This is a genomic window from Rhodopirellula islandica, from assembly GCF_001027925.1.
Lineage (GTDB): Bacteria > Planctomycetota > Planctomycetia > Pirellulales > Pirellulaceae > Rhodopirellula > Rhodopirellula islandica.
In genome coordinates, this window is the sequence record NZ_LECT01000043.1 from 19,522 (window position 1) to 35,944 (window position 16,423).

The following is a 16,423-nucleotide window of genomic DNA, read 5'->3' on the forward strand; positions in this document are numbered from 1 at the left end:
GCGAAGCGGTGCTCGTACTCGTGATCGGAACCAGCCCTTGTGTCCGCGCAAACATTTGGCCACGAACGCCTCGACGCTTACCGACTCTCGATCGACTAGTGGTCTGTCAGGACTTGTTTGTAGGGTAGTGGACGAGGCCACGAGTCCTGAACCGGCGTCAAATCCAAGGACTCGTGGCCTCGTCCACTACGATCAACCCTAACTTTTAACTTTGACGGACCACTAGAATTCTTGGACGGTTGGCCGAACGACGATTTCGTTGACGTCCACGTCAGCCGGTTGCGAAATGGCGTAGGCAATCGCGTCGGTGATCGCGGTTGGTGAAATTGCCATCTTGTACATCTCATCGACGGTTTGTGAACTGGCGCCGTGGGAGGTTCCCTGCTTCAGTTCCGTGTCGATCAATCCCGGCAGGATGGTCGTGGTGCGGATCGCTCCGCCGACCTCTGTTCGCAGACCTTCGCTGATCGCACGAACCGCGAATTTTGTTCCGCTGTAAACGGCACCGCCACCCACCACTTTCAGTCCCGCGACAGAACTGATGTTGATGAAATGCCCGGTGCCTTGACTTTGAAAAATCGGCAAACCAGCGGCAATGCCATACAGCACACCCTTGATGTTGATGTCGATCATGCGTTCCCATTCGTCAACCTTCAGCTCGCTGAGCGGGGCGATCGACATGAGGCCTGCGTTGTTGATGACAACATCGACGCGGCCGAACGCATCAACGGCTTTGTTGACCAGTGCCTGCACTTGCTCGACATCGGTCACGTCCGTTGCGAGTGCTTCCGCTTTGCCGCCATTTTGACGGATCTCGGACACGATGGCGTCCAGCCTTTCGATGCGGCGAGCTCCCAAAACGACCGCTGCGCCCTGGGAAGCCAAATGGCGGGCGGCGTCTTCACCAAGTCCACTGCTGGCTCCGGTGATAACAACCACTTTGCCTTCGATGTTCGTACTCATGCTGTTTCCTCGATTGGATTGTCTGGGATCGAATGCTTCTGCCGCTCGTGATTGTCGGCAAACGCTCGATTGAAATATGCAGAGGAGGCAACCGACCGCCAAAGCGGCCACCACAGACAACCCTGCGTCCAACCACAAACACGCAGCAGGAGGCGACCTCCAGCTCGTCGACTAGATCCAGTCGGGTTCCCAACCTTTGCGATACGGTTTGGTAACCCACTGCTGAGCGTCGGCGTGATTGGTGATCTTCATCGCCTCCGCGTCCCACTGCAGTTCTTGACCTGGGAACCGGATCCCGATGGTTCCCAGCAAGACCGTTTCTGTCAGCGGCCCCGCATAGTCGAAGTGCGAAGTTGTTTCTCCCATTCCTCGGCAAGCGTCCGCCCACTGGGTGTAGTGGTCGACCGAAGGGATCACCGGCAGATCCTCCGCAACGGATTGATCCGCACGATAAAGCACAGGCATCGCAACATGTGGAATCACCAACGATCCCTTTTCACCAACCAGTACCGATCCCGCGCCGGGAAGTTTCGCGTCATCGGGAAGGTGCGTCAGACGCTCACGCGGTGGCGACACACCGACACCGTCGTACCAAGTGACCGACAGCGTTGAATCCGCCGTGTACTGAGTCCCCGGAAACTCGTATTGCACCGTCGCTCGATCGGTCCAGGTCTCTGGCATCAATTCGGGTGCGTCGACGATCAGCTTCGTTGGCGACTGGATTTCCAAAGCTTTGAAGACCGGATCCAGGATGTGACAACCAAAGTCGCCCAACTGCCCTGTGCCGTAGGCTTGCCATCCTCGCCAATTGAACGGGTGATACATACCAATCTTGTAGGGACGTTCCGCAGCCACGCCTTGCCACAAATCCCAGCGAACATTCGCGGGAACCGGATCGCTGCCGCTTGGACGCGGAATGTTTCGCGGCCAGGAGGGGCTTCCACCTTGCCACGAGTGCACCTCGCGAACCTTGCCAATCATTCCTTCATGAACAAGGTGGACCGCGGTGCGATACGCCGAGTGGGATTGAATTTGATTGCACATCTGAGTCACCACCTCAAACTTCTTGGCTGCCTTTTTCATCTGGCGAGCTTCCGTCACCGTGTGAGTCAGTGGCTTTTGACAGAAGACATGTTTCCCCAGCTGAATCGCCGGCAGGGAAATCGGTGCGTGCATGAAATCTGGCGTGGAGACCAGGACGCCTTGCAGATCATTGCCTTCATCCAGCAGTTTTCGCCAATCGGCGTAGCGCCGCGCCGATGCGAATCGTTCTGCGGCCTGGCCAAGGTGCTTGGGCGAACTATCAATGTCGCACAAACCGATCACGTCCACCTGCGGGCTGGCGGCGACACCTAGCAAATCGCTCCAGCCTTTCCCGCCGGTTCCAACACTCGCGATCTGAAGCCGTTCATTGGCTCCGTGAACACGCGAATACTGCGTTGCAGAGAGAGTGATTGCGGTTCCGGCAATCGCAGTGGACTTCAAAAACGAACGTCGATTCTTGACATCGCGCATGGCAAGTTTCCATTCAAGGCGGGGGGAGGGAAGGTAGGCAGGCAATCGCCGCGGCGACTGGGATCTGCATGATACCTCATCTTCCGGCCTCAGGAGTGCAACCAGATCCACGGCTGAAAACTTGGATCGCGTTGGTCGACGGCTTCCCTCAGAAACACGGTCGCCCGCGGGAAACGCGAATCCAATGGGTGTCTGTCCGAACGCTTGGCAAGCCGAACGGCTGAGCAGGCAAGCCACATGGATGAAGAAGTGTCCCATGCGAACGAAAAAAAAGCCGGCGAGGTGAATTCACCTCGCCGGCTTCGATCATGTGATCAGCTAGCAGTGGGACGGGAACTGAATCAGCGGTTCAGTTCGATCCCGAACGTTCCACCTACCGCCAAGAAGCTTTGGTCGGATGATCCGATCTCGGTCAGTGCATCGTCTCGGTGGGAGGCTCGTCCAAGCCCCTTGGCCAAGTCGAAGATTTGGAATCCACCTCGAACATGAATCATGTTGGTCAGCTGATATCCCAGATCGGCTCGCACGTCGTATCCGATGAAGAAGGTGTCATCGCGGTAGTGCTCGACCTTGCTCTCGGTGCGGTAGAACGACGTGACGTCTGAGTCAGAACCGAAACCATCGTAGAACGTGTTGTCGGCCACTGCGTATTTCGACGCATGCTGAAGGTTGACACCGCTGAAGGCCCGGAACTCCGCCGAATAGCGGAAGCGGTTGACAAACTTGAAGTATCGAAAACCGAGTTGCATCGTGTACATCTCGTTGTCAACTTTGGTAATGTCCTGGTCCAATCGTTCATACGCATCGTCGCTGACACCAAGGTCGACGAAGTATGGGTTCTCGGTCAGTTCCGTTGTTCCCGTGAGAATCGCCGCACCGTCTTCACGAGTCCGTGAGTACCTGCGTGTCACCGCTTGGTCGTCCAATGTGAGGAACCGGACACCGACCATCGGCTCGAGGATTCCACCGTAGTGATACGGTTCCATTCGCCAAGTCTTGTTGATTTCGTAGCTGTCGTATTCGACGAAGTTGGTCGAGCGACCGATTTCGTAGAACCGCGTGTCGTAACCAAAGTTATTGTTGTCGTCGGTGAGCACGTTGGTGCCAAACTGGCCGCCGGGGAATTCCGGATCCCCCTCCAACTGACTCACATTGAGGCGGTTGATACGCTCAGCTTGAGTGTATTCAGCCGCATGAATGTCCAGATCCGACCAGCCGAACAACCAACCGTTGTCCTCTCGCGGCTTCATGTAGCCAAACTCGTAGCGATTTCCCTCGCCAATATCGAGTTGGTACTCGCCACTGTCGCCTCCGACAGTTGTCGCTTCACCCTCAGGGCGTTTGCCCCACAAGTGCAGCTTGTCATAAGTTCCGAACCAGCCCGTGTGAGCCCGTTTTTTCGGTTTTGCATCCACGATGTCAGCATCGTAGATTGGTTCAAACCACTGAAAGTCAGGGTCAAACGCGAAAGGGTCCGCCAATGCATGTTCCTGGGCGGACACCGAAGCGCCACCAGCAAAAACCGCCAGGGCTGCCAATAGTTTTGCAGTCAGCTTCCGTACCGACATCGTTGTTCCACCGTCATGCTAGGAGTTGCCGTCACGTTCAATTGAGAACTGGCTCAACCAACGTCACTGCTGATCACTGTTAAGTCCCGCCGCCGCCCCACTTTCTGAGCAAACCGCATTGGGTTGTGCCGGTAGTATCGGTTCGTCTGATCGAAAAGGCTTAGCCAGATTGCTGGTCAAAACGGTAAAACCTTCAAAAACTGATCCACCGAACCTTTCGTTTCGAACGTCATTGCTCCCCCAGCCGGCATATTCCCCCCGTTTCTGTGGGCATTTCGCCAACCAGTGAAGGCTGGCCGTTTTCGAATTGATCTTGTTGTCGGAACGCATGGCCCGGCACAATCCCGCCATGCTGACGTCCCCTTCCGAATCGCTTTCCACGGCCGATACGCCGAACCCCTTCTCAATTGCCTTGCCTCCCGCCGGTGGAGCCAAGCAAAGGTTCGTGCATGCCTTGCAATTCCTGGCGATTGCTGCCGGAGTGACTGCCATCTGGTTGTTGGCCACGGTCTACGGCAAACAGTATCTGTTGAACCAACTCGTTCAAGAGTTGCCAACGCTCGACGCCACCGAGAAAAGCGATCGGTTGATGCAGATCGCGGGGTTTGGAATCGAAGCCATCCTTCCCCTGTCCAGCAGCTTGATGGACGACGAGGACGCCGTCTCGGAAGTTGCCTTTGGTTTGCTGAACCAATTGCAAAACGATTGGACGACTCTCTCCCCGGAATTGGCCGCCCGATCACACCAAAAACTGATCGAAGGCATTCGCGCGAACTTGCAAACGAGAACACGCGCCGAATGGACCTCCCGGCAAACCGCTCGGTCGCGTTCTCTGCTTCGGCAAACCATGCTGGAGTTTGCCGGCACGGAAACACTCGGCGAGTCGGAAGTGGACGAAGAAGTCCGACAACTGATCGCATCCGTGTCACAATCGTCACGCGAGACGTTGACACAACTTGATCAACCGACGATGACACTTGCCAAAACGCCGGTCACAACAGCCGACGTCAACGAAATGCCCAGTGCCGACACGGAATCCATGTGGACCGACTGGCCACCATCACGTCCCGTCGAAATCATTCGCTCGGGAACGTCAAACACTCAAGCAGTCCAGGTCCGCGAAACGGCCACTCGATTGCAGACGCAACCGTCCAACGCTTCGCAACAAGGATCCAACGTCCAGTTGGAAAGCGTCCCCGAGGGGGTCACGGTTCCTTTGACACAGGTCCCCGGTTCACCGGACGCGTCACTCGCACAGCAACTCACCGAAGGGCCGCGTCTGGCAAAGTCCACCGACGGACGAGTCCTACGGGTCAACGCGGAACTGACCGGGTCACCGTTCACCGCCATGGATGATCAAACCATCTTGCAACACTTGGGAAACCCCAACGCGTCGCTGGCCGAACAAGCTCGTGCAGAATTGATCGAACGCGGTTTTTCGAAGGTTCAATTGGAATTCGGGACAGCGATCGCCGTCGCAGAACCCAACGATCGGATCACGTTGATCGATTCGATGCTGCAATCCGGAGGTCTCAACGCTTGGCCTTGGCTGTCGATGCTGCTGGACGATTCCGATCGCCACGTTCGATTGCATGTGATCACAATCCTGGCACCATCGAAGAACCGAACGGTCCAGCAACGCCTGCACGAACGCTTAAAAGTCGAATCCGACCTTCACGTTGCGACCAAGATTCGCAAGGTCCTCGACCTCCGCGGAAACTGATCAACAGCCCGCCAACAGGGCATGCCTCACAAGGCGGCCCCATCGACGATTCAGTGGGCTTGGAAACCTGTATTCAATCCTCTAAAGCGGAGCGAATTTCAGCAGGGCGGTTGGTGGTGATGCTCTCAAAACCGAGGCCGACCAATTGTTTGGCAACCGCAGGTTCATCGATGGTCCAACCATGAATGCCACACCCCGCCGACCGAACGGCATCGCAGAAGTCCTGGCTTAGAACCGGACCAAGCAAGTCGGCTTTGACTTGCGTTCCAAACCCTGTCGCATCGGTTGCCTTCAGGCTCTTCCGAACGCCATCGACCCCTGGGGTCCAACTGCCGTTGGCTTGCTTCTTGTACGAGGTCAACCAATTGCAGTCGTAAGGCATCATCTCACGAGCCTGACGAACAACTTCCTGATTGAAGCAAATGATCGTGATCTGCTCGGGTTTGAGTGAGCAATCTTCCAATTGTTTCTTCAATGTTGGCAGGATCTCAGGCCCACATTTAATTTCGATGAAGATTCCCTTCCCATCGGGCACGGTGGCCATCACTTCTCCCAAAGTTGGGATTCGTTCGCCGGAGTAGCGTTCATGTTTCCAAGCACCGAAGTCGAGCTTGCGAAGCTGCTCCAGCGTCGCCTCGGCGACCGTCAACGATGAGCCAGGCGAGGTCCGCGTGGTCGTCTTGTCGTGCAAGCAAACGATCTCGCCGTCAGACGACAGATAGAAATCGCCCTCGATCGCGTCCGCGTTTTCTTCCCACGCTAAATGGAACGCAGACAGCGTGTTTTCCGGTGCCATATGAGACGCGCCCCGGTGGGCCACAATCATTGGCGTCGATTTTGGCGGCCTCACATTTTCGTTGGCGTCCACCATTTGCGGCGAAACCCCACTGAGACACGCGAACAAAGAAAAAGCCGCCGCGAAACGAGTCGCGACGGCGAAGAGAGTTGTGTCAATCAAAGTCATCTTGAATCAGTCCCACCACCATTGGCCGGGCGCCAATTGTTCTGGCCCCGAGGAATGTTTGACCTGCACGTGCTGGCCTTCAGTGTCGATTGTGACGTGGTCTTTCTTCAGTGCAATCCGGGGCTGAACGTTCACGCCGCCTCCCAATGGAGTCATCAAAGTGTTGCCTCGCCAGATCGCATTCACAGCGGTTTCGACCTTTTCAGGTGCGGTGTAAGTCTGCACGCTGACCTTGCTTTCGTCACCCAAAACTGGCATCGCCCAGTTGGCTTGACCGTAGAAGTCTTGCTCGTGGATGTAAGCGGCTGCGATCGAAAGATCGATCAACTGACGCAGTTCTGCGTACACGCGAACTCGGTCAGCAATCTGGTTGTACTTTTCGCTGAACTCTTTCGTGAACGCTTGGCTGGCTCGGTTCACGCGGCCTGTGCCAACGCGAGCACCGTCACCTTGGACACGTTCGTTGGCGCCAACCAACTGAACACCACGCTCATTGATTCGCATGGCCAGGTTGTCTTCGCTGACCGAGACACCGTCATAATTGGGTTGGAAGTACCAACGTTCCATCGAGTTCGCGGAGACGGTCACGGGATTGGTGCGTGAGACATAACTGCGGACGGGAACCGGCAATTGTTCCAAACCAATGCCGATCAACTTCATTCGGTAATCGGCTTCCACCAACACACGAGCGAAGTGACTGGCCGCTGGGATGCCTTCGATCGTAACGGTTTGAAGCCCCAAGTTTTCCTTCAGGCCGCGAACGAGCTGCAAGGTGTCACCGCGACCGGCACGCCCACCAACTCGCATCAGGAACTGCTGCATCCGCTGCAAGCCTTCCGGGGTTGGGTCAATCGAAACCGAAATCACTCGAGCCGGTTTGCCTTGAGGTGGGAAGGCTCGCAATGCAACCACGACGTCTTCCAACAAAACACTGGGACGTCCCGACTGCATGCCGACAAAGCGATCAGTCGCATCCGCCACGTAACCTTCGGCTGGCCCCGCCAGAACGATGTCGTTTGTTTCGGGATAGAAGAACACGTACTGAACCGAGGTCAGCCCAGCCATCGCCAGCATTTCAGCTGGCAGCGGCCGATCAGCTTCGACGTACTCGGAAATCGCTGCTTCGAGGCGATTCAGCGAAACCTTTCTCAGCTCGCTGGTTTCCATCGACTCGCCAGGAGTCGCATTGGCTCGCGATTGCATCCATTGCTGCCGAGCCAATCGTGGGTCGATCGTCCGGACTTTCAACACGCCGGTCGCATCGACGTCGACACCAGCAGGCTGGCTGCCGAAGTTATTGGTGGTGTCTCCGCCATCGCCGCCGTCTTGGCCGAAGCTGGAGGGAGCCAACGCAATCGCCAACAACGCTGCGAACGCGAAACTGGCCAAGGTGCGAATTCGAGAGTGGCGATCGATCAGTCGCATCGGTGGATTCTTTTGCAGAGAAGAACGTCGAGAGTGAGAATGAGGGCCGTCGTCGATCGGATCTCGACCGGCAGCCGAACCCCAGTCTAATAACGCGATCGGAAAACCTCAATGAAATTCCGGAGCGCCATTTCCTTCCCCGGGACTGGACTCTCCCCGGCGGACTCCGTCGGCCCAACGAAAATCTCTTTTGGGAGTCTCCCTGGAGGCAACGGCCCTCCATCGCAACGACAGCGTCCACGGCCCCAAGGCACCGGATTCCCCGTGCATTTCGGTGCATTCCCGCCCAATCAGGCCGCTTTCGGGAGGGATGGATGGCGAGAATGAGACGGATGCAGCGGTTGCGCCAACGGAGAGGGAAAGTGTATGGAGCCAATTGGTGGCAGCAATCGTCCCTTGGGCCTTTTCGCCCCGCCCCAGTCATTTACACTGCTGGCCCCCGCGTGAGCCGCTGCGGCACGCTTGGATCGCCGCAAACCGGGCCATCACGCCCCCATCTAACACACGAACAAAAGTACAGCTATGAGTGGTGATTGTGATTTCGGCCTGATTGGTCTGGCCGTCATGGGCGAAAATCTGGCCTTGAACGTTGAGAGCCGCGGCTACAAAGTCGCTGTCTACAACCGCACCACGTCCAAAGTTGACGCTTTGATGGAAGGTCGTGCGAAGGGCAAGAACTTCGTCGGCTGTCACTCGATCGAAGAATTCGTCAAATCAGTCAAACGGCCTCGCAAGTTGATGATGCTGGTCAAAGCCGGCCCAGCCGTGGACGCCTTGATCGAGCAACTTCTGCCGCATTGCGAACCCGGCGACATCATCATCGATGGTGGCAACGAGTACTACGTCAACACGGAACGTCGCACCAAACAGGTCGAAGAAGCTGGCATGCTGTACGTTGGCTGCGGCGTCAGCGGTGGTGAAGAAGGTGCTCTCAAAGGTCCTTCGCTGATGCCCGGCGGAAGTGCTGCAGCATGGCCTCACATCAAAGAGATGTTCCAATCGATCGCAGCCAAGGTCGGTCCCAACAACGACATCCCTTGTTGTGAATGGCTGGGTGCCGGCGGTGCGGGGAACTACGTCAAAATGGTTCACAACGGCATTGAATACGGCGACATGCAGTTGATCTGCGAAGCCTATCAATTGCTGAAAGAACTCGGCGGCTTGTCCAACGACGAACTGTACGACGTGTTCGATGATTGGAACCGTGGTGAGCTGCAAAGCTATTTGATCGAGATCACCCGCGACATCTTCAGCGTCAAAGACGACCAAGGCGGCGACGGATTCCTCGTCGACCAAATCATGGACGTCGCCGGCGCCAAGGGCACAGGCAAATGGATGAGCCAATTGGCTCTCGACCTGGGTGTCCCCAGCACGCTGGTCACGACCGCCGTGTTCGCTCGCGGATTGTCAGCCCAAAAGGAAGCCCGGACACGCGCCAGCAAAACCCTCAACGGTCCAGCTGAAACAGCCAACCCAGAAATGCGTGCGATTGCCGAATCTTTGGTCGGTGACCGTGCGGAATTCGTCGAAGCGGTTCGCCAAGCCCTCTACGCTTCGAAGATCGTTTCCTACGCCCAAGGCTTTGTTCAATTGCAAGCCGCGTCGGCCGAGCACAACTGGGGCCTCGACTACGGAGCCGCCGCCCTGCTGTGGCGAGGTGGTTGCATCATCCGTGCTCAATTCCTGGATCGCATCAAAGAAGCCTTCGACGCCGATCCCAACTTGGAAAACCTGTTGTTGGCCAAGTACTTCGAAGACGCTGTCGAAAACGCGCAAGCGAAATGGCGAAAAGTCATTGCCGTGGCTTCGGTCATGGGAATTCCCGTTCCCGCGTTCAGCACCGCGCTCTGCTACTACGATGGCTACCGCCTGGAACGCTTGCCAGCCAACCTGCTACAAGCCCAACGCGATTACTTTGGTGCTCACACCTACCAACGCTTGGACAAAGAAGGTGCCTTCCACAGCGAGTGGATTCAGCTTCGCAAAGAGCCCAAGGCTTAGTTTGCAAGGGGCAAACGATTGTTGCCCCAGCAATTGATCCAACGCAGAAAAGGTCGGCTCCACGCCGGCCTTTTTTCGTGTGTGCAAAGAAGTAGGCAGCGACGTAGAAGTAGGCCGGACCAAGCGAAGCGTCGTTCCGGCAACTGATATTCCTTTGCCGAATCGGCAACCGATGCCCAACCATTCCCGCCTGCTACCGGGCGATCCACGCTACTCCACTGGCAAGCTGACGCGAACCACCGTCTCGCCCCACTCGACCTTCAAGCTGGCCTGCGTGGCAATCGACTGAGCCAGTTGCTCGAGCGTCTGCTTGGTCGCATCGAGACTCACCAACGTTTGGCTGCGGAGGCTGGCTTCGTCATCGACGACCAACTTTTTGGCAGCCGCACCGGCGAATTGCAGCAGCACTTCGCGGGCTGGTTTATTCAACAGTTTCAAGTCATAGGTGGCGTCGCGGCCGGCCGCGGCCACTTGAGCGGGAGCAGGTGCCGCCGCCCACTGAGTCGCCAACGCGGCACGGTGCCCAGCTGGATGCGTGTGGATCCGCAACATCTTTTTGCGCGTCTTCGGATCCCGCCCGGATCGAAACGATGCCATCGCATCGACCGCCCGAACGGCTCGCCGCAACTCCGCCTCGCTGCTTTCATCGGCGCCATTGCTTTCCAGCGGGTAGACCATCAGGAAGCGAGTGTCTCGCCAATTTGATTGGTCGTCGCCGATGACCCGCACCGCTTCTGGCAGCACCCCATCCTTGGATCGCAATCGCTGCAGCGGCGTTCCTGGGCGGGCAGACATTCGAAACTCCGCCAATGCCAATGAGGCCACGTGCCATGGATCGACTTGTTGAAATTTGCCCGCAGGCCAGACGTCATGCGGCAACCATCCGAGCCCTTGGTCCTGTTTTTCACCCCCTGTTTCCGCGCCGCCGTTTGCCTGCCGGCCGGCCGCCACGTGAAGGACCGAACCGAGAGCGGTTTCGGATGCAGTGCCACGAGGCCACTCCAGATCGATGACCTGCGGCTTGGCCGAACTCACCAGGTTGCCAAGCGTCCGATCAATCCATTCGGGTCGCCCGACCAGCAAAATTCCCGGGATCGGAAAAGCTTCCCATCCCAGTGGACGCGTCAGTTGGGTCACCGCCTGCGCAGCGGAGCCTCCCGCCAAATTCAGAGACACTATTTTCCCGGGATCAACCTCGCCATCACGCCACCAGGTCCAGGGGCGACCTGGGCTGCCCGAACTCACCTGAGCGACAATCTGGTCGATGGCCTCGTCCGCCGATTGGCCGTCGAGCGTCACCGTGATCACAGTTCGCGTGAACACGGCGGCCTGAAGAGGCGTGTCCGATGGTGGCTGACTGAACGCCGATAAAGGCGACGCGACGAAAAAAACCACGCCCCAAAACCAAAGTGCAGAACGGCCTTGGTAAAAATTCCCCAGGAACTTTCCCGACGGTTTTCGCGGGTGACCCGAAACGTCGAGGACCGCAAGATCCAGCTCCTTTTCGCAATGACATCTGCTGTCAGCGAGGGGAAGACAAAGCGGGAGAAGCGGTTGGGATAGCATCCGACGATCCGTGGAGTTGGAAAGTTCTTTTGGTGTGCCGTCTTGCCCGACAGCTTGATCGGTCTAACATCGAGAAGTCAAACCACAGCAGCCAAAATACCAGTGAATCGCCGGCATCGCCCCGTTTGACCCGCCCAATCCTCCCAGACCCTCCCGACCAGCCCAAGGTGGAATCGAACGTGACAGCTCCCATCGTCCACACGACTCGCCTGGTCGCTGCATATCGGCGATACCTTGGCTCAGCGGACGCTCCCCGATTCGCGCACGATGTCGATGAGCACTACACATCGGCAACTTTGACCGCCCTGCTTTCGCGAGGCGAAGTCGAGCACCGCCGGGCTGCCGCGTTGGCTCTGGGCATGTTGGGCGACCGCCACTGCGTCGATTTTTTGGGCCGAGCCCTCTCGGACGTGGATCGCGGGGTGCGTTTGGTTGCCGATGATTCCTTTCACTCTGTGATCGTTCGTGACGCCGCGCCGCTGCATCACCAAAAACTGCTCCGCGTCATTCATCTGAATGATGGTGGCGAATACGCTGCGGCGCTTTCACCTGTCATGGTGCTGATCGACCAAGCCCCTTTGTACGCCGAAGCTCATCACCAGCTGGCGATTTGCTGGCACGGTTTGGAAGACTTCGAAAAAGCCGAGTCGGCGTACCAATCCTGCTTGTGGCACTGCCGGTTCCACTACACCGCTTGGCAAAGCCTGGCCAAGGTGCGTGCTCTCTTGGGGAAACCCACCAAGGCACTTGATGCGTTGAACCGTTGCTTGGACATCAATCCCGACGTCGAAACCGCTCGCATGCAACGCCGAGTCATTCGTCGTCGGATGCGTCAAAGCGACGTTTAGACAAGCGTCCTCTTCAATCATCGCCCCGGCTGGATAGTAGGAAGAAGTTTTGATCCAAGATGACACCTTGGTTGGCGGTTTGGCGCTGTTGATCGCAGCCCTGACAACCTCGATCGCCATCGGCCCCTGGATGGCTCCGTATCAAATTCGCTCGATCGCCGCGATTCAAAAACGTTACGGCTCGATCGCCGCGAGAGGCGTCTGGCTTCTGATCGCGTTTTTGTCAGCGGTTTCTGGCGCCGCCATTTTAAGCGGGATTCGGCCGAGCTATGCGTCGCCGCCTGCGACGCTCAACCAGAACCAATGAAGCGGTCGGCTCCCATCGGTTGAAACAACGGAAACCTGCGTTCCATCGTGCTTCGCCGCCCCAAGACAGGCCCTCTCAACCGCAGCCGATTTCAGGCCAGTCGGGCCACCCCCCTCCCCAAAAGATCTCTTGACATTGGGGTGAAGTGCTATTAGTTCTGGATTTCAGGTCATTCATTTGGCCCCTTTCGAAGCTGAATCACTTTCGAAGTCTGAACAAGGGGAATGATGCCGTGGCGACTGAACACACACCTGAAAAACGATCCGCACTCGATCGCTTTCTAAGCGGTTTGAGTGAATCCATTTTCCAAACCAAGTTGGGCGTCGCGGACGTTCAGTTGATCGGATACGTCAGCGACCTGATGCTGCGATTCGTTCGCATCGACGCGGTTCACAAGATGCGACGTGGCGACGGCCGGCCGGCAACGGAAGTCTTCCAGTTGCTATGCGAAGCGGAACGCCGAATGGGAATTGCCAAACGAGAGGTCCATCGCCACATCGGTGACGTGACCCTGTTCTGGGCGGGGATGTTCCCTGAATCGGTGCGTGGCGATGGCAAGGATTCGCCTGACCAACTGCTGAACTATTTCCAGCACGGCAAGCGATCTTACAAAATCGCTTCGACGATCCAAGCGGATGAATCACGACCGCCGTGTGACCTGCTCGATCGACTGAGCGACCAATTTGAATTGTGCGCTTACGGCTTGCGTGAGATTCGCCGAGAAATGGACGAGGCTGAACCGGGCGAGCAATTGTTGCTGTCTTGATGCAGCCCCATTCATGGGCGAACCAGGTCACCGGAAACCCGGCGGACCGCAATTGAACACCGACGCCGCAAACTACTTGCGGCGTGCTTTGGTCTTGCGACTCTTCCGTTTCAATTGTCGCTCACGAACCGCGATCACCTCTTCACGATCCGTGGTTTCGCGATCCCGAGCAATGCAGGCGAGTTCCCAGGATTCGTCCTCGCCATATCGATTGAAGGCGAAACTGATTTTTCTGCGTCGGCCGTCTTCCGTTTTCCAAGACGCACAATAGGCTTGGTACTCGCAACCGGGATACCGATTATCAACCGAGTGAGCCAGATGAACCCCCACCTTCCCGGTGGTATTCCGACTGGTCAGCTTGTCTTTGGTGGAATTGTTCGCGGGACCGAGAACCTCCAGCAACGCCGCATGGCTTTGCTTGGCCAACTGCAATGCCTTGCGTTTTCCACCGCACATTGTGTCGGAGTAGTACTCGGAATTTCTCACGCCATCGCGGCAAACTCGAACCACATAGCCTTTGGAATTGTTTTTTTCGACACGGGTGATACCAGGAGCAACCGTGATCGCGGTGGTGGGAGTCGTTGCCATCTTGCTGTTGAATTGTTCTTTTAGAGGTCAGCGGATCGAACGAAGATCAATTCTCACTCCGAATTAACCACGTCCTGCGCCCAACTTAGTTCCCTTTTTGAATCTCGCAACTGTTTTGAACCAACACATCATTTTGGGGCTGTGGCCCATCGCTGGCGTCACCACCGTTGGCGTGACTCGTGAACACGCAATTGCCACAATTCGAACTGCGATCGAAGCCGGCATCCGGCAATTCGACACAGCCTACAGCTATGGCCTGCAGGGGGAGGCGGACGAACGTCTGGGGGCGGCCCTCCAAGACCTCGATGCGTCCACCCGCAAGGAAATCCAGATTATCGGAAAAGTGGGTCAACGCTACAACGAAGACGGAGTCCGTGTGAATGATGGGCGTCCAGAAACGCTGGTCGTTGACGCAGAAAACTCGCTTCGACGCATCGGCATTCGTTGCTTTGACACCCTGATGTTGCACTGTGTCGACGAAGAAGTTCCGATCCAGGCCAGTGCCTGGGCGCTGCAACGCTTGATGCAGCGTGGCATGGCGAAACGCGTGGGGGTGTGCAACGCCACCCCAGAACAGCGAGCTGAATTTGCAAGCGTGATTCCGTGCTCGGCGATTCAGTGCCCACTCAACGGGCTGCAGCAAGAAACGCTTTCCACTGTGATTCCTGATGCCAAAGAGAACGACTGCGACGTGTGGGTCTACTGGACGCTGATGAAAGGATTGCTAGCCGGAAAGATTGAGCGGGACCATGTCTTTGCCGAAGGCGACAGTCGTCCAAACTATCCCATTTTTCAAGGGGAAGCTCGCCAGCGAGCCCACGACATTGTCGATCAACTGAAGCTGATCGCGGCGGACACCGGTCGCTCGGTTGCCAATCTTTCAATCTCTTGGGCGGTCTCACAGCCTGGTGTCACGGCCGCTTTGGTCGGCGCTCACCGCCCGGAACAGATCGCGGACTTTGCAACGGCTGGCCCCCTGCCCAAAGCCGTTCGACGTCAGGTCAAGGAACTGTTTGCTACTTCCAGCGATTCGACGGCGGAATGAACGCATCAAGTGGTTTCAACACGTGCCCGTTCGTTTCCGCAGCAAATCGAAAACCGAGTTCGGCGATGGCGTCGGCGGCCTGAACCAACGGCTCACGATTGTTCAGTTTCAAGGTGACACCGCTGTAGATCAGCAGGATCTCTTCCAAGTGTTTGGAGGTGACCTTTTGCGAGACCGACAACAATCGTTTCGCGGCCCGGTCGGCTCGTTGTGCGGATGAGACACCGTACTTCGCTTTCTGAGTCGCTTGGGCGGTCGCCCGCAGGCTTGCTTCCAAGTCAGCGATCATGCCGCTGACAAACATGACTCGCAATCGGTCACGAGTGCTTGGATCGTTCGTTTGGCCGTCGGAATCGATGAAGTTGTGACGAAGAGAGCCTTGGCTCCAGGACACAAATTCGAAGTCCAGACTGCCGGTTGGGTGACCGCCGACGTTGACCAATTCTTCGTCCGCGGTGGTGTGACAACGCAAGCAACTTTGTGCAACCAAGTAGACATTGACCGGGTTTCGCATTCCCGCAGCGACACTTTGAGCCAATCGCTGTTGCCTGTGTTCGGGGGTTTCCATCGCACGCGTGACCTGTTCGCCACCATAGTCATGGTGCAGGTCCAACCATTGCTTGGCCGAACCATGACACGACTCACAGCTAACACCTTCGATCGCATGCACGTTGCCTGACGCGACGTCGACCTGTTGCGTGTAGTGACAATCGACACATCTCCCATCGTATTTGATCGAACTCACACCGAGCTTCGATGCGATTTCCTTTGCTTTCGGTCGACGATGAAGCTCCTCAAAGGTGCGGTTGTGTGGCGTCGCCTTCCAGACCTTGACTTCATTGGCGTGACACTTGACACAAGTTTCACTGCCCATGGTCAAGTGTGGGTCCACCGGTTTTGCCGCGGCCCCCTCAACACTCGATGCATCGACCACCGACGAAATCAGAACGCCACTCTGCGCAGGAGCCTTTTCGACCGGCATGGTGACGGATGCATCGAGTTCGACGGAAGACTTCTTCTCGGGCGACAGTTGCACCAAACCAAAGGTGGTCATGGCGACAACCAACCCCGTGATCACGGATGCAATGGGCAAGCGAGGGATGCAATGAGACATGCCGACACAATCGAAACAGCGGATGAAAAT

At 56.9% G+C, this 16,423-nt stretch carries 14 protein-coding genes; 6 read left to right on the forward strand and 8 right to left on the reverse strand.

Going from position 1 to position 16,423, the window contains the following annotated elements; translation table 11 throughout:
• Positions 1–222: 222 nt before the first annotated feature.
• The 3 genes from RISK_RS20345 to RISK_RS20355 all read right to left on the reverse strand — a co-directional run bounded on the left by RISK_RS20345 (position 223) and on the right by RISK_RS20355 (position 4,046).
• Positions 223–963 (reverse strand): SDR family oxidoreductase, encoded by a 741-nt coding sequence (locus RISK_RS20345; protein WP_047816167.1) that lies wholly within the window; start codon positions 961–963, stop codon positions 223–225.
• A gap of 171 nt (positions 964–1,134) precedes the next feature.
• Positions 1,135–2,478, reverse strand: a complete 1,344-nt coding sequence (locus RISK_RS20350) for a Gfo/Idh/MocA family protein (RefSeq protein WP_047816168.1) — start codon at positions 2,476–2,478, stop codon at positions 1,135–1,137.
• Between the two features lie 341 nt (positions 2,479–2,819).
• A complete protein-coding gene (locus RISK_RS20355; protein WP_047816169.1) occupies positions 2,820–4,046 on the reverse strand; it encodes a hypothetical protein in 1,227 nt (408 codons plus the stop codon).
• Positions 4,047–4,359: 313 nt separating this feature from the next.
• Here RISK_RS20355 and RISK_RS20360 point away from each other — a divergent pair, with 313 nt between their 5' ends.
• Positions 4,360–5,769, forward strand: a complete 1,410-nt coding sequence (locus tag RISK_RS20360; protein WP_236696511.1) for a hypothetical protein — start codon at positions 4,360–4,362, stop codon at positions 5,767–5,769.
• A gap of 73 nt (positions 5,770–5,842) precedes the next feature.
• Here RISK_RS20360 and RISK_RS20365 read toward each other — a convergent pair whose 3' ends face one another.
• On the reverse strand, positions 5,843–6,733 hold the full coding sequence (locus tag RISK_RS20365; protein WP_047816171.1) for a glycerophosphodiester phosphodiesterase: 891 nt from the start codon (positions 6,731–6,733) through the stop codon (positions 5,843–5,845).
• 6 nt (positions 6,734–6,739) lie between these two features.
• Positions 6,740–8,158 carry a DUF1598 domain-containing protein gene (locus RISK_RS20370; RefSeq protein ID WP_047816172.1) on the reverse strand — a complete coding sequence of 473 codons (1,419 nt, stop codon included), beginning with the start codon at positions 8,156–8,158 and terminating at the stop codon, positions 6,740–6,742.
• A gap of 522 nt (positions 8,159–8,680) precedes the next feature.
• Here RISK_RS20370 and gnd point away from each other — a divergent pair.
• On the forward strand, positions 8,681–10,159 hold the full coding sequence (gene gnd, locus RISK_RS20375) for a decarboxylating NADP(+)-dependent phosphogluconate dehydrogenase (RefSeq protein WP_047816173.1): 1,479 nt from the start codon (positions 8,681–8,683) through the stop codon (positions 10,157–10,159).
• A gap of 210 nt (positions 10,160–10,369) precedes the next feature.
• On the opposite strand, the gene RISK_RS20380 is transcribed toward gnd, so the two are convergent.
• Positions 10,370–11,482 (reverse strand): hypothetical protein, encoded by a 1,113-nt coding sequence (locus tag RISK_RS20380; protein ID WP_236696512.1) that lies wholly within the window; start codon positions 11,480–11,482, stop codon positions 10,370–10,372.
• A gap of 422 nt (positions 11,483–11,904) precedes the next feature.
• Here RISK_RS20380 and RISK_RS20385 point away from each other — a divergent pair, with 422 nt between their 5' ends.
• From RISK_RS20385 to RISK_RS20395, 3 genes are all read left to right on the forward strand, one after another.
• Positions 11,905–12,573, forward strand: coding sequence for a HEAT repeat domain-containing protein (locus RISK_RS20385; RefSeq protein ID WP_236696513.1), 669 nt, complete (start codon positions 11,905–11,907; stop codon positions 12,571–12,573).
• Between the two features lie 49 nt (positions 12,574–12,622).
• Positions 12,623–12,880, forward strand: coding sequence for a hypothetical protein (locus tag RISK_RS20390; RefSeq protein WP_047816175.1), 258 nt, complete (start codon positions 12,623–12,625; stop codon positions 12,878–12,880).
• Between the two features lie 232 nt (positions 12,881–13,112).
• A complete protein-coding gene (locus RISK_RS20395) occupies positions 13,113–13,646 on the forward strand; it encodes a hypothetical protein (RefSeq protein WP_047816176.1) in 534 nt (177 codons plus the stop codon).
• A 72-nt stretch (positions 13,647–13,718) separates the two neighbouring features.
• Here RISK_RS20395 and RISK_RS20400 read toward each other — a convergent pair whose 3' ends face one another.
• Positions 13,719–14,234 (reverse strand): hypothetical protein, encoded by a 516-nt coding sequence (locus RISK_RS20400; protein WP_047816177.1) that lies wholly within the window; start codon positions 14,232–14,234, stop codon positions 13,719–13,721.
• A 115-nt stretch (positions 14,235–14,349) separates the two neighbouring features.
• On the opposite strand from RISK_RS20400, the gene RISK_RS20405 reads away from it, so the two are divergent.
• Positions 14,350–15,279 (forward strand): aldo/keto reductase, encoded by a 930-nt coding sequence (locus tag RISK_RS20405; protein ID WP_047816178.1) that lies wholly within the window; start codon positions 14,350–14,352, stop codon positions 15,277–15,279.
• Here RISK_RS20405 and RISK_RS20410 read toward each other — a convergent pair.
• Positions 15,251–16,393, reverse strand: a complete 1,143-nt coding sequence (locus tag RISK_RS20410) for a multiheme c-type cytochrome (RefSeq protein ID WP_047816179.1) — start codon at positions 16,391–16,393, stop codon at positions 15,251–15,253. The two genes, RISK_RS20405 and RISK_RS20410, sit on opposite strands and share 29 nt — an antisense overlap.
• Positions 16,394–16,423: the final 30 nt, after the last annotated feature.